Origin of the sequence: Parachlamydia sp. AcF125 (genome assembly GCF_018342475.1) — a bacterium.
Lineage (GTDB): Bacteria > Chlamydiota > Chlamydiia > Chlamydiales > Parachlamydiaceae > Parachlamydia.
The window spans coordinates 617,110-629,939 of sequence record NZ_JAEMUD010000001.1 but is presented as its reverse complement, the minus strand read 5'-3'; the positions used below and the strand labels follow the sequence as shown (position 1 = coordinate 629,939).

14 protein-coding genes are annotated in these 12,830 nt (G+C 41.4%); 7 read left to right on the top strand and 7 right to left on the bottom strand.

Annotated features, from left to right (window positions below; genetic code table 11):
• Positions 1–137 precede the first annotated feature (137 nt).
• Positions 138–656 carry a 2-C-methyl-D-erythritol 2,4-cyclodiphosphate synthase gene (ispF, locus tag PARA125_RS02585; protein WP_349305645.1) on the bottom strand — a complete coding sequence of 173 codons (519 nt, stop codon included), beginning with the start codon at positions 654–656 and terminating at the stop codon, positions 138–140.
• Between the two features lie 232 nt (positions 657–888).
• Between ispF and murA the strand changes: the two genes are divergently transcribed.
• From murA to dapF, 3 genes are all read left to right on the top strand, one after another.
• Positions 889–2,292, top strand: coding sequence for a UDP-N-acetylglucosamine 1-carboxyvinyltransferase (murA, locus tag PARA125_RS02580; RefSeq protein ID WP_213157151.1), 1,404 nt, complete (start codon positions 889–891; stop codon positions 2,290–2,292).
• A 144-nt stretch (positions 2,293–2,436) separates the two neighbouring features.
• Positions 2,437–3,036 carry an ATP-dependent Clp protease proteolytic subunit gene (locus PARA125_RS02575; RefSeq protein WP_213157150.1) on the top strand — a complete coding sequence of 200 codons (600 nt, stop codon included), beginning with the start codon at positions 2,437–2,439 and terminating at the stop codon, positions 3,034–3,036.
• Between the two features lie 4 nt (positions 3,037–3,040).
• Positions 3,041–3,838 carry a diaminopimelate epimerase gene (gene dapF, locus PARA125_RS02570; protein ID WP_213157149.1) on the top strand — a complete coding sequence of 266 codons (798 nt, stop codon included), beginning with the start codon at positions 3,041–3,043 and terminating at the stop codon, positions 3,836–3,838.
• On the opposite strand, the gene PARA125_RS02565 is transcribed toward dapF, so the two are convergent.
• Positions 3,819–4,922, bottom strand: coding sequence for a hypothetical protein (locus tag PARA125_RS02565; protein WP_249274136.1), 1,104 nt, complete (start codon positions 4,920–4,922; stop codon positions 3,819–3,821). The two genes, dapF and PARA125_RS02565, sit on opposite strands and share 20 nt — an antisense overlap.
• A 104-nt stretch (positions 4,923–5,026) precedes the next feature.
• Between PARA125_RS02565 and PARA125_RS02560 the strand changes: the two genes are divergently transcribed.
• The 4 genes from PARA125_RS02560 to PARA125_RS02545 are packed head-to-tail and all read left to right on the top strand — an operon-like array spanning position 5,027 to position 9,146.
• Positions 5,027–6,211 carry a UPF0158 family protein gene (locus PARA125_RS02560; RefSeq protein WP_213157148.1) on the top strand — a complete coding sequence of 395 codons (1,185 nt, stop codon included), beginning with the start codon at positions 5,027–5,029 and terminating at the stop codon, positions 6,209–6,211.
• Between the two features lie 18 nt (positions 6,212–6,229).
• The gene (gene pgeF, locus PARA125_RS02555; protein WP_213157147.1) at positions 6,230–6,991 is read left to right on the top strand and encodes a peptidoglycan editing factor PgeF; all 762 of its coding nucleotides are present in this window, start codon (positions 6,230–6,232) and stop codon (positions 6,989–6,991) included.
• Between the two features lie 34 nt (positions 6,992–7,025).
• Positions 7,026–7,889 carry a DUF2156 domain-containing protein gene (locus PARA125_RS02550; RefSeq protein WP_213157146.1) on the top strand — a complete coding sequence of 288 codons (864 nt, stop codon included), beginning with the start codon at positions 7,026–7,028 and terminating at the stop codon, positions 7,887–7,889.
• Positions 7,890–7,895: 6 nt separating this feature from the next.
• Positions 7,896–9,146: an exo-beta-N-acetylmuramidase NamZ family protein gene (locus tag PARA125_RS02545; protein WP_213157145.1), complete on the top strand. Its 1,251-nt coding sequence runs from the start codon at positions 7,896–7,898 to the stop codon at positions 9,144–9,146.
• Positions 9,147–9,153: 7 nt separating this feature from the next.
• Here the strand turns inward: PARA125_RS02545 and PARA125_RS02540 are convergent, their stop codons facing one another.
• From PARA125_RS02540 to PARA125_RS02520, 5 genes are read right to left on the bottom strand one after another with little or no spacing between them, the layout of a single operon-like run.
• Complete coding sequence (locus PARA125_RS02540; RefSeq protein ID WP_213157144.1) at positions 9,154–10,011, bottom strand: EscT/YscT/HrcT family type III secretion system export apparatus protein; 858 nt, start codon at positions 10,009–10,011, stop codon at positions 9,154–9,156.
• Positions 10,012–10,035: 24 nt separating this feature from the next.
• Positions 10,036–10,314, bottom strand: coding sequence for a type III secretion system export apparatus subunit SctS (gene sctS, locus PARA125_RS02535; protein ID WP_213157143.1), 279 nt, complete (start codon positions 10,312–10,314; stop codon positions 10,036–10,038).
• A gap of 19 nt (positions 10,315–10,333) precedes the next feature.
• Entirely contained in the window at positions 10,334–11,245 is a 912-nt protein-coding gene (gene sctR / locus PARA125_RS02530) for a type III secretion system export apparatus subunit SctR (protein WP_283248318.1), read from the bottom strand.
• A 30-nt stretch (positions 11,246–11,275) separates the two neighbouring features.
• Complete coding sequence (locus PARA125_RS02525) at positions 11,276–11,953, bottom strand: HrpE/YscL family type III secretion apparatus protein (RefSeq protein WP_213157142.1); 678 nt, start codon at positions 11,951–11,953, stop codon at positions 11,276–11,278.
• Positions 11,943–12,815, bottom strand: a complete 873-nt coding sequence (locus PARA125_RS02520) for a hypothetical protein (RefSeq protein WP_213157141.1) — start codon at positions 12,813–12,815, stop codon at positions 11,943–11,945. The genes PARA125_RS02525 and PARA125_RS02520 overlap by 11 nt, the downstream gene beginning before the upstream one ends.
• Positions 12,816–12,830: the final 15 nt, after the last annotated feature.

The window sequence follows — 12,830 nt, the reverse complement described above, 5'->3', positions numbered from 1 at the left end:
AACTGCAGAGGAGAGTACAAGCGCTTTTTCCCTAGGCTTATTTAAAGCTTTTTTCCTCCTACGCCAGAGTAGAGAATGGGTAAAAAGCCTTCCAACATCCTAAGTTTTCACCCATTTAGCTCAAATGCGCTCTCTAGCTAAACTTCTTCCTCGGTGGTTACAATCGCAAAGCACTGTACCCCATCTCCACAACCAAAATCTGTTAACCCTTCTCCAGAGGTGGCGGTAATTCCAACTTCTGCAAGGCTCAATCCCATAATTTGAGCGATTTTTTCCCGCATTAAAAGAATTTTTTCCTTAAATTTAGGTTTTTTCCCCTCTAATGCCACAGAAACATGCGAGACTTTTTGTTTTCCTAAAGTCTTTATGGCTTCTTTTAAATACACTTCGCTATCTGTAATCCCGTCATTTAGGCATAAGTCGTCCGCAATTCCCCCTAGAATGAACACTCCGGTCAATGACGTGATCGCATTGCAAATCGCATGATACACCACGTCTCCATCAGAATTGGCATTAAATCCCGGAACGTCTTCAAAAATTATCCCCGCAATAATACAGGGCTTAGACGAATCGGGTTGCAAAAAGCGATGGCTGTCTTGACCAAGTCCTGTTCTCGTTTTTTTAGACATATGTAAGGTCTCCCGGTAGTAATCCATAAATCAGCCGCCATATTGCAGAAAAACCCTTTTATAAATAAAGAAAAAATTGCTCTCAAAAGAGGAAGGGTTAGGAGAAGCAAGACGGTTAATTACTTCCCTATAAATAGCATTATTATGCGTTAGAGTAGGTTTTATATTGAATTTAAATACAAAGACTGGTAATAAGGGGGTTGTCTTTATCTACTAAATAGAACGACCCTTACCCCACTAAAAGCGACTCTCGAGCCTTATGGAAATACTCAGAATTAAAGGTGGCACACGTTTAAACGGAACTGTTAAAGCTGCTGGTGCAAAAAATGCAATGACTAAACTTCTAGTTGCTTCCCTCCTCTCCGATAAAAAGTGTACATTTTACAATGTTCCCAATATTGGGGATGTAGAAGTAACCGTTTCTCTTTGCCAAGAGATTGGCATGAAAGTCAATTGGGATAAAGAAGCGGGTTACATGGAAGTGATCACGCCCGAACTTAAAACAGCTTATGTCCCCCAACGCTTTTCTGGGTCTAACCGTATTCCGATTTTGATGATCGGAGCACTCTTGGGGCGTACCGATCAAGATATTATCGTTCCTACCGTGGGCGGTTGTGCAATCGGGAGCCGCTCGGTCGACTTCCATATTGACGCCCTACGAAAATTAGGGGCCTCCATTGAGTATCGGGAAATGAAAAGAGAAGGCGCCTATTTTGCGCATGCCCATAATGGCCTTAAAGGGACAATTATCTATCTTCCCTATCCTTCTATTGGAGCAACGGAAAACACCATTCTAGCCTCTGTTACCGCCCGTGGAATGACAGTCATCAAAAATGCTGCGACCGAGCCAGAGATTATCGAGCTGATTCTTTTCCTACAAAAACTAGGAGCTAACATTTTTTATGATGTTGACCGCACCATTTGTATCCAAGGCACGCGCCGCTTTTATGAAGTGGAACATACAGTTATTCCTGATCGCATCGAAGCAGCCTCTTGGGGCATGGCTGCCATAGCCTCCAAAGGTAGAGTCTTTGTGGAAGGGGCTCAACATCATAACATGATTACTTTTCTCAATAAAATTAGGGAAGTGGGGGGAGGTTTCGACATTAAAAGCAATGGGATCGAATTTTTTTACGACGGTCCTCTTCAAGGGGGGCTTCACCTTGAAACGGATGTCCATCCAGGCTTTATGACAGATTGGCAGCAACCTTTTGTAGTGCTTTTGACTCAAGCATCAGGTTCTTCTGTTATTCATGAGACTGTTTATGAAAACCGTTTTGGCTACACAGATATTTTAGGAAGTATGGGGGCCGATATTACTCTATTTAGGCAGTGCTTAGGGGGGAAACAGTGTCGTTTTGATTCTCAAAGTTTCTGTCATAGTATTATCGTAAAAGGACCAACTCCTCTAGTCGGCAAAGACATTAAGATCCCTGACTTGCGGGCTGGCTTCGCTTACGTCATGGCTGCTTTGCTCGGATCGGGCGAAAGTACAATTTCTGGATTACATTTTTTAGACCGTGGATATGAAAATCTTACAAGTAAATTGCAAAGTTTAGGGGCTGAAGCTTCTAGAATCAAGCTAGAAAAAAATACTAGCCCTTCATTTGGAGACATTCAAGCAACCAATATTTCGCTTGCCGCGCAAGTACAGCTTGCTTAAACCCATGCTTTCCTTTTCTTTTAAATTGGGTGGGGCTGCTTTAGCGAAATCTGCTTGAAAAAAGGGGAATGAAACAGGATAATAAGCCTTAAAAGAGACTTATTCCTTAGAGCCTCTCTTTTGAATTTTAAATCGGAGATCACAATGCCAAAAAACGATAAAGACCCAAATTCCATTCCGCCCCCTAAAATGGAAGAAAAAATCGACCGCGCGCTTCTCGAAGCTAGGCGCATTTTTCTAAGCGATGCCGTTGACAATGATACAGCAGCAGATATCATTAGAAAATTGTGGTATCTCGAATTGACAGATCCCGGAAAACCCATTCTTTTTGTAATCAACAGTCCTGGTGGATCGGTAGATTCAGGTTTTGCGATTTGGGATCAGGTTAAAATGATTTCTTCGCCAGTGACAACTTTAGTCACAGGCCTGGCTGCTTCTATGGGTTCTGTGTTAAGCTTAGCTGGATCTCATAAAAGAAGGTTTGCGACTCCCAACGCTCGTTTTATGATTCACCAACCTTTAATTGGCGGGGTGATTAAAGGGCAAGCAACCGACTTAGAAATTCAAGCTAAAGAAATGCTAAAAACACGTAATGCCCTTATTCATCTATATATGCGTGAGACGGGGAAAGATTTCGCAACCATTGAAAAAGCTATTGATAGGGATACCTGGATGACTGCTCAAGAAGCTTACGAGTTTGGCCTTCTCAGCGGAGTAGTCGAAACTTACAAAGACTTAATTTAATTAAATGAATCTTGCATTTTCTAAATATAATGGCTGCGGCAATGACTTTATTTTAATTGATAATCGCGATCGTCGCTTTCCCGATCGCGATGCTTCTTTCATCCGACGACTCTGCCAACGGCAGTATGGAATTGGAGCGGATGGTTTAATTCTCTTAGAGCTTTCCCAAATCGCGGATTTTCGGATGCGCATTTTCAACGCCGATGGATGCGAAACAGAAATGTGTGGAAACGGCATCCGCTGTTTAGTTAAATTTGCCCAAGATCTCGGCATCACAAAAAAGCATTATACCATTCAAACGATGCATTCTATCTTAGAAGCCTTTTCTTCAGAAGATTCTATTACAATCTCCATGGGAGAACCGGCTGAGATTGAATGGGCCACTCAAATCGAAGTCGACCAAACGCTTCTCACGGTCCATTGGATTGATACCGGCGTTCCCCATGCGGTGATATTTGTGGATGAAGTGGAGAAGGCCGATTGGATGGCTCTTGCGCCTAAAATTCGCTCTCATCCCCACTTTTCTCCCAAAGGGGTCAATGTCAATTTTGCTCAAATTCAAAAGCATCAAATTTCCCTACGCACTTATGAACGAGGGGTCGAGCAAGAAACCTTGGCTTGTGGAACGGGCGCCACAGCAGCGGCTTTAGCCGCAGCCAAAACGATGAATATTCCCTCGCCTGTTTCTATTAAAACACGTTCTGGAGATAACTTGGAGGTTCGATTTGAAAAAACATCTAAATTTCACAATGTGCACCTGACAGGCTCTGCTATTTGCACCTTCAAGGGGGTCCTAACTTAATCAGCGTGGGATTTGATTTCTCATTAAATCCTTTGTCAGCATGTCCATAGCCATAAGCCCCCACGTTTGGCTTTTCAAAATGAAACAGTTTCCGAAATTGGTAAACGCAAAAAGAAAAAACGCGGTATTTCCAAAAATCTTTTGAAAAGACTCTCAAGCTATAAGGTGCCCGCTCCGTTTGTATAAAGGTATATCTTTTGAACTTTTCCGGTCTCCTCTTCCCTTTTAACGCAGCTTGTTGACAGATTTTTTCGAAGGTTTGCCCAAAAATCGGGTGCTGATTTTCATCTAAGGCCAAATCGACTCTTCCAAAAAGGAACGATTTAATTTGGGGCCCAGCAATCCCGTATTGGGGATTTGCCACGCGTCCTATCGGCGTTACGGGTGAAGGGGGCCGCCCTCCCGTTTTTCCATTCAAAGTCCCATGATCATAACAACGAGACCCCCTTAAATAGGCTCCTGTTTGAGGGGCTCGCAAACGATCATATAGCGTGTAAGTTTTATCTTCTTCTACTAAAATATGTTCTCCTTGAAAAAACAAACACATGTATTTTTCATACTTTGGGTACTTCTCTTGCGGCTCGTTTTTTAAGCTCTCCCAAAATCTCTTGCTCACAATTTTAATCGTCTGGGCATCGTGAGCCCAAGCTTTTTTAATTCCTAAGCGACGGGCTGACTCTTGGTAAAATTTCAACCGAGCCTCCTCTTCGCATATCACCTGAGTATCATGGTAAAATTTTCCTTTAGCTCTTTCAATCTCCTGAATGGTCTGGCGTATCTTTTCTTTTCTCGATTTTGCCATGAAAAATACAAGCAAGCGCCCTATCTTTCTTTGCAGGTGGGATTCTATCAACTCTAACGCCCTATAAACCTGAGTTTGCTGGCGCAACGTTAAATTTTCAGGAGGAAGAGTGGCAATTTGGTACTTTATCTTACCCATCTTTTTTGCAGAAAACTGAAATTGAGCCGCGTAATCGATAAAGGAATCGACGGGATTCATGGCAAAGCCTCCTAGGTGGATCAAGCTATCTGATATCTGTTTTAATCCCACAATAGCAAACTTTTCATTTGTAGAAATCATCATTTCGCCTTAAATCCCCCTTTTCGGTTGAATGGAACTCTTTATTTTCAGTACAATCGAATCAAATTCAAAAATTTAAGATCTCACGTTTTCTTTAGGGAGAGTCCATGAGTAATACGAAAGTTAAGCTTCAAGCACAAAATCCTTTAATCTTACGCAGCCATCGGCTGATGGAAGCCTTTGCAAAATCGGATGATGAAAGGGATTTTTATCTGGATAGGCAGGAAGGCTTTATTATTTATGTAGACCTTGATAAGCCTCAAGAAGACTTGGATGCATTTGAAGGAATGCTTAAAAATACTCCTGAGCGGTTTTGTCTCATTCCCAAGCTCACTTTCTATGAAACAAAAAAAATCATGGAAGGTTTCGTCAATGAAAAAGTATATGATATTGACACCAAGGAAAAACTTTTAGATATCATTCAATCTAAAGAAGCGCGCGAACATTTTCTCGAGTTTATTTACGACCATCATTCTGAGTTAGAGAAATGGCAACAATATTACCAAGAACGTTCTCGCATTCGAATTATTGAATGGTTGCGAAGTCATAATTTCCACTTCGTTTTTGAAGAAGATCTCGATTTAGCTAAAAATATGATCGAAAAACTCAAGCGCAATCTTTTCCAACCCAAAGTCAGCAATGATATCGCGTCGGCACGTAAAGTCCTAACAGCTAAAGCTAAAACCTATTATTCGAGCGAAGCTCTTAACCCTCGTCCCAAAAGAGGCCGCCCTCCTAAGCAAGCTGTTAAACAAGAAATTGAACCGCAAATGACCACAGATATCTATATCACAGTGCCTCCTTCCATTCTTCCCCTGCTCTTCACACCGGATATTTCAAGCGCATTTGATGTGACTTTTTCTTCTAAGTTTGAAAGCGGAGAAGAATTAATGGCCCATCGCCGCTCCCACTTGATGAATGATTTAGATCTGAATGTCACCGATTTATCCAGCAAGCTGGAAACACTCCGGCATCTTTCCAATCGCTGGGTTGAAGCTGAAGAAGTAAAAAATAAGACAGCTATTCAAGAGAATTGGGATGACGATGAGGATGAAGAAGACGATTGGGATCTAGATGAGTCTCCGAAAACCCCTAAAAACAAGAAAAAAGAACCTGCAGCGAAAACTGCCAAAGAACCGAAAGTGAAACGGCTAGCAAAAAACAAAGCATCTGCTGTAAAAGCTAAAGCCACTGCCAAGCCTAAAAAAGCTGTTGAAAAAACTCCAGCAAAACCTAAGAAAGCTTTGCTGCGCCGCACGACGCCTGGGGTTAAGCAAAAAACTAAAAAATAAGCTTAAAGAGCCTAGTGAATGTTGCGTCATCAAAAAGATGGGATCGAATGGCTCGAATTTGAATTACTGGCTGACTGTAAAAACCTCCGGCATGGGGTTCTTTTGCGCGCAGGAGGTTTTAGCAACGCACCTTTTACTAGTTTGAATCTAGGTCTTTTTAGCACGCCAGATGAACGCTCAACGGTTAGGCAAAACTTTGAGAAAGTTAAGCATACATTTCAACTTCCTTCTCCTTATATTGCTAAGCAATCTCATGGAACCCATATCTGGCACATTAAAAATTTGGATACCTACCCCCAGAAAGCTGACGCACTCGTAACTAACGAGTCGGAGCGAGCTTTATTTGTCATGCATGCGGATTGCCAAGCTGCCATCATGTATGATCCTATCACTCAAGCTCTTGCAAATGTGCACGCGGGTTGGCGAGGCAATGTGCAAAATATCTTTCAAAAAACCATTCACTATTTATATTCTGCTTTTGGAGCGCAACCCGAAAATATCCTCGTTGCCATTTCTCCCAGTCTAGGCCCTTCGAACGCTGAATTTAAGCATTTTTCCGCTGAGTTCCCTCCTTCTTTTTGGGATTTTCAAATACGCCCCTTTTATTTCGATTTGTGGGCTATCAGCCAAATGCAATTGGAAACCTGTGGCATTTTACCCCATCACATTCAAATTGCAAAAATGGATACCTATTCCCTTTCTTTAGATTTCTTTTCTTACCGCCGCGATGGTATAACAGGAAGAAATGGAACTTTTGCCATGCTTCCGAAAAAAAATTAGAATCCCGACTTTGAAACTTAATCGCGGAGTTTTTATGCTATGGTCCCCCCTTACTCTAGAACATCACTCTCTGCTCGATGCCCAGTGGAAAACCCTCTGTCAACAAAATGGACTGCTTATTTCGGAATACAGCTTTCCTAATCATTTTCTATTTCGAAACCACCATCGCTATGAAGTGATGCTGGATGGAGACCTTATTTTAGTAAGAGGCGTTTCGCGCAGGGGAGAAAAGTTTATCGTCCCGACTTTTCATCCGAATACGCTTTCTAAGGAAAAGCTTCTTGAACTTTTAAAGCTATCCCCTTTATTTCCTATCCCCGAGCAATGGCTAGATTGCTTTAAAGAGCTTCCCATTCAAGCATATTATAATCGCGATCAATCAGATTATCTTTTTTCCGTGAATAAATTAAAAAACTTACCAGGTCGCAAGCTAAGTAGTAGGCGCAATCTTTTACACCAACTAACCCAAGAACATGAAGTGTATACGGAATCTTTTTCCGAATTTGATCGCTCCCAGGCTTTGCAAATTTTGGAAAAATGGCAGCACCAATCTTCTTTTCCGTCAGATAAAACCGATTTTTATCCTTGCCAAGAAGCTTTAAAACATTTAAAACCTTTTCAACTTATGGGACGTCTATGTTATGTGGATGGAACTCCCTCAGCTTTTACGATTGGGGAACAGCTAACTCCTTCAACGGCTATCTTTCGTTTTTGTAAGGCTTTGCATACTATTAAAGGTTTAACTCCCTTTTTGTATGAAGACTTTGCCGCTCATCTTTCAGAAGATACCCTTTGGGTTAATTTAGAACAGGATTTGGGCCTTCCAAACTTAAGGCAAGCCAAAGAAGCTTATGATCCCGATCAGCTCGTGAATAAATGGTGGGTGTATTTAGTTTGAGGTTTTATGCATCGAATGTGTTTTTTATGGATTTTGCTATGTGTTTATACAGGGCTCCAAAGTGCCGAATCTCAGGTCCTGGTTGGCGCCGATAGAGTGATGGAGACCCCGTATGCGCCTCTTTTAAAAGGTAAAAAAATTGGCTTGATTACAAACCATACGGCTTTTACTGCCAAAAAACATTCCACCATACAGCTGTTCAAAACACATGCTAAATCTAAAGGTTTTCAGTTGGTCGCCTTATTTGGGCCTGAGCATGGTCTAGATGGGAACATTTATGCCGACCAGGAATGCCAAACTAAATTAGACTCTGAGGGGATTCCCATTTATAGCCTATATGGAAAAACGCGCAAACCAACGGATGAAATGCTTAAAGGGATCGATCTGCTGGTTTATGACATTCAAGATATAGGGTCACGGTCTTATACCTATAGTACGACACTTTTCTATGCTATGGAAGAAGCCGCTAAAAAAAAGATCCCTGTGTGGGTACTCGATCGCCCAAATCCCTTAGGAGGGCTGATTATGGATGGCCCTATGCTTGAAGAAAAGTGGCGCTCTTTTGTCGGCTATATTAACGTCCCTTATTGCCATGGCATGACCATTGGAGAGCTTGCCCAATTTTTCAATGAAGAGTACAAGGTCGGCTGTCAACTTACTGTCATCCCCATGCAAGGCTGGAGAAGGGAGATGACCTTTCAAGACACCGGTTTACCCTGGATCCCTACTAGTCCATGCATACCAGAAGCAAGCACCACTTTTTACTATCCTACAACAGGCATTATCGGAGAGCTGCAATTGGTCAGCATCGGCATTGGCTATACCTTGCCTTTTAAATTAATCGGCGCTCCTTGGATTAATGGAACCACTTTAGCCCAAAAACTCAATGAGCAAGAATTTCCCGGCGTTCACTTTGAGCCTTTTAAATACCGCCCTTACTATGGAAAATTCGCCAAACAAGACTGTCAAGGAGTTCTGATTCTTATCACCGACATGGCTAAATTTAAGCCCGTATCTACCCAATATTTAATCTTGGGAATTTTGAAAACTCTCTATAAAACCCATTTTCAACAGGCCCTTTCTAAGGCTCAGAAGCAGCAAGAGATTTTCAATAAAGTCAATGGCACAGAGGAAGTGCTTAAGATTTTACATCAGGAACAATATGCCACTTGGAAATTGTTAAGTTTGCATCAAAAAGAAAGAGAACAATTTGAAAAGAAAAGAGTTAAATACCTGATCCCTGACTACAATTTTTAATAGGACGTTATGGCAGGGGAGCTTTAAGTAGCTTAAAGAGATCATTAAGGGAGTTTAACCAGAGGTAGGAATCCTTAATCATTTGCGTGGTTAAAAGATTCCATCCAAAACAAATGACCGCAAGTCCCAAAAGAGATTTCAAAGGCATTCCGAGAAATGTAATCTGCACCTGAGGAGCTAGCCGATTTATAATTCCCAGAAACACGTCTGTCATTAAAATGGCTAATAAAGCTGGCGCAGCTAATTGTATGGAGAGCACCATCACTTTATTTATTAATTCAATCTGGATTTTCCTAAAGGGAGAGGAGGGATCAAAAAAATTTGGATTGATAAATTGGTCAGGAGGAACAATTTCATACGAGGTAAAAATCGCATCGAGAAATAAAAAAGGAATATCCATGACCCAAAATAAGAAAATGAGAACCATATTTAACAAGGTTCCCACTGGCGAAGACTGGTTTTGGATGGTAGGGTCGTTCACCATTAAGCTAGCCCCTCCTCTCTGATGGTCCACAATCATTCCCGCATTTTGGACAATGCTAAAAGGAATGCCCATGATAAAGCCTAAAATAAAACCAATTAATATTTCCTTAAAGAGTAGAAGGAGAGCATTTAAGTTGAATCCTATAGGAGTAGTCGTCAGTAAAAGCATTTTTGGAAAAAAAATCACAAACCAGCAAATCGCTAGCGCCACCTTTACGGGGTGGGGCAAAACTCTTGCCCCGAAAAAGGGAGATTGCGCAATGATTGGAAACATTCTCGCTAAAAATAACAAAAAAATCGTCAACACGCCCTCTACTTCTCCCGAAGCGAATGCGCTATTCAAAAAAACAGAGATATAAGCTTCTTGTTGTAATTCAGGCATGTGGCATGACTTGTATTTTGCGCATTATTGGGTGGCTACGCTCCATTCAGGGAAATGCTGAAAAATATTGGAAGCAAAGGTCATGATTTGAGCCCCTAGCCATCCTCCCAAGAACATAAGCGTCAACGTAACAGCGCATAGCTTAATGGTAAATGAAAGCGTTTGTTCCTGAATTTGGGTAGCAGCTTGGAAAATAGCCACTAAAATTCCAAAAAACATACTAACCAAGATAGGAGGAGCTGATAAAATTAAAATCAGCAACAAGCCTTGGTAAGCTAATTGAACGACCTGCGTTGCATGCATTTTGAAATCTCCTGGATTTTTAACGGAACGTATTAACCAAACCATCAATGAGTAAAGTCCAACCATCTAACATGACGAGGAGAAAAAGCTTTAAAGGCATTGAAATTGTCACGGGAGATAGCATCATCATCCCCATTGCGAGCAAGATGTTAGATGTCACAAGATCTATTACAAAGAAAGGAATATAAATTAATACTCCTATCTCAAAGGCATCTTTAAGCTGGCTGGTAATATAGGCAGGCATCACAATCATAAAATCATCTGGCTTCAATGTTGCCCGGTAATCTTCAGGTAAAACCCGATAGGCCATACGAAAGAATAAAGCCTGGTGCTTGACGCTCGAATTTCTCTTTAAAAATAACCTTAACGGCTCTTTAGAAGCGTTCGCGACATCTACAATATACTTGGAAGATTCTACGGAGACTAATGAATCAGGCGCTCGAGCCGACTGGATCACATCGTGGGCAGCATCGTACATTTTTAATCCTGTTGGATACATAATAAACAAGCTCAACATAAAAGCTACGCCGTTGATAATCTGGTTCGGAGGAGCTTGTTGCACGCCTAAAGCGCTGCGCAAAAGGGAAAGAACAATCACGATTTTGAGGAAAGAAGTCAAAATCATAATAATGAAAGGCAATAGAGACAGAATTGCCAAAACAGCTGCCTGTGTAATCAGGGAAGGATGTTTGATATCCTCAAGCCCCCCTTGATTTAAGATCTGTTCTGCTGCACTTTGCTTTTTGGGAGCGCGCATGGAAGAAGAGGATGAAGTGGCAGTAGGGCGGCTTGTCACCCCTATAGAAGGAGCAGTTGAACCTGCTTGTGCCAATACAACATCTTGAAAGGCACCGGCTACCCCTCCTATCATCAGCAGGAGAGCAAAAAATGGGATAAAGAGCTTATAAAAAGAACATTTTATAAATGTCATCGATTTGCCTTTTTTATCTTGTACAACTTCCTAAGGATTTTTTGCCGGTTCTTCATCTACTTCTTTCTTCACCAAAGGCTTGGCTATCGATTCAAAAACCCCTTCCAGCAACTTCCATCGGTTTTCAATCTGAGCATTAATGATTCCTCTTTCAGTCTCAATGATACATCCGCCCGGAGCAATATCCTCGCGAGCTCCTAAAGAGAGAGTTTCTAGATTCTCGAAGACCTCTTTAATTTTCTGTCTATTTTCATTTAAGACCTCCAGCTCCTCTTTATTGACAAAGATCGCAATCTTTTTATGCTGTGCTACGGCTTTCAAAGTGGAAGTCACAATATCCAAAATGGCGGATTTTGACACTTCTAATTCTTTGCCCACAATTTTTTTAGCAGCCTTTAAAGCAACTGGGAGAACAATTTTTTCAAATTCTGCCCGCACTTCCTTAATCTCTTTTTCTAAATCTGCAATGTGTTCAGCCCAATGCTTAAAGCCTGCTTCAAAGCCTTCTTTTTGAGCAATCTCTTTCAATTTCTCACATTCTGTAATCACTTCTTTGCGGTAACGTTCAGCATCTTCCTTCACCCTAGCCAGCATTTCTTGGGCATCCACGATCTTTGAAAATACATCAGCAGGAATGACTTTAGCGTTTGGGGCTAAATGAATGGCGTCTTTTCCGTAAATTAAAGATAAAAATTTTTTAGTGCTCACGATTTCCCTTTTTATTTCTAAAATTCACCACACCTAATAGCTGTTGAATTAAGATAGCTGTCACTTTTGAAGCGTCCTTTTTTGCGAAACAATGTTGCAAGACAATCGCCCGGGGGACATCTAGTTTACGGATGAAGTGCCACTTAAAATCAGAATGCTCGCCAGCTAAAGCATGCCCCAATCGGCTAAGCCCCCTTCTGTGCAATTTTTGTCGAAGCTGCTGGCTACCTCCATCCCAATCTGCAAGGTTTAAAGGAGAAGCAGCCAATTTTTCTTGCTTATTCAAACAATAGCGCAAGAACTGAATTTCAATGGGCTTTAGGCTAGCATAGATATTTTTTAGCTGATTTTTGTCGACAATTTGACGTATTTTGTCTGCTAAATCATAAATACTCAAGAGATCTATTATCTCTAATAGCTCTTCACGCGAGAATTGCAAGAGAAAAGACACTGGCGTAGAAGGTAGAAACTCAGACGGCATAACCTCTGGTGGCTCAATTTGCTTCCAAAGGTAATGCAAAGCAAATTCCTTAGCTGGGGCTGACAAATTCGCTTCGACAGGAGAGATCTGACACGCCTTTTTCAACTTTGTCGCCATCTCAGCTGGCAAGGCCTCTACCATCCAGGCAGCTTCTTCTTGAGGGATTTTCTCAAAAATGGGGACAAGCCATGAATAATGAACTTGGCCGATTTTATTTTCAAAATTCCACAAGACCGCTTCGGGAGTGGAAGCCTGTGTTTGTACTTTTAATACAGCTTGGGCATATTCTGCAGGCAAATACTCCACAAGTTCTTTTATTTTTTTCTCGTGATAACGATTCAACAGAACTTTGAGCATCAGTAGACTTTTTGTGTTCATCATGGTTTAATCCTGCCA

Coding starts and splice junctions, on each gene's coding strand:
- ispF (WP_349305645.1), bottom strand. CDS start 656: ATGGATTACTACCGGGAGACCTTACATATGTCTAAAAAAACGAGAACA.
- murA (WP_213157151.1), top strand. CDS start 889: ATGGAAATACTCAGAATTAAAGGTGGCACACGTTTAAACGGAACTGTT.
- PARA125_RS02575 (WP_213157150.1), top strand. CDS start 2,437: ATGCCAAAAAACGATAAAGACCCAAATTCCATTCCGCCCCCTAAAATG.
- dapF (WP_213157149.1), top strand. CDS start 3,041: ATGAATCTTGCATTTTCTAAATATAATGGCTGCGGCAATGACTTTATT.
- PARA125_RS02565 (WP_249274136.1), bottom strand. CDS start 4,922: ATGATGATTTCTACAAATGAAAAGTTTGCTATTGTGGGATTAAAACAG.
- PARA125_RS02560 (WP_213157148.1), top strand. CDS start 5,027: ATGAGTAATACGAAAGTTAAGCTTCAAGCACAAAATCCTTTAATCTTA.
- pgeF (WP_213157147.1), top strand. CDS start 6,230: ATGTTGCGTCATCAAAAAGATGGGATCGAATGGCTCGAATTTGAATTA.
- PARA125_RS02550 (WP_213157146.1), top strand. CDS start 7,026: ATGCTATGGTCCCCCCTTACTCTAGAACATCACTCTCTGCTCGATGCC.
- PARA125_RS02545 (WP_213157145.1), top strand. CDS start 7,896: ATGCATCGAATGTGTTTTTTATGGATTTTGCTATGTGTTTATACAGGG.
- PARA125_RS02540 (WP_213157144.1), bottom strand. CDS start 10,011: ATGCCTGAATTACAACAAGAAGCTTATATCTCTGTTTTTTTGAATAGC.
- sctS (WP_213157143.1), bottom strand. CDS start 10,314: ATGCATGCAACGCAGGTCGTTCAATTAGCTTACCAAGGCTTGTTGCTG.
- sctR (WP_283248318.1), bottom strand. CDS start 11,245: ATGACATTTATAAAATGTTCTTTTTATAAGCTCTTTATCCCATTTTTT.
- PARA125_RS02520 (WP_213157141.1), bottom strand. CDS start 12,815: ATGATGAACACAAAAAGTCTACTGATGCTCAAAGTTCTGTTGAATCGT.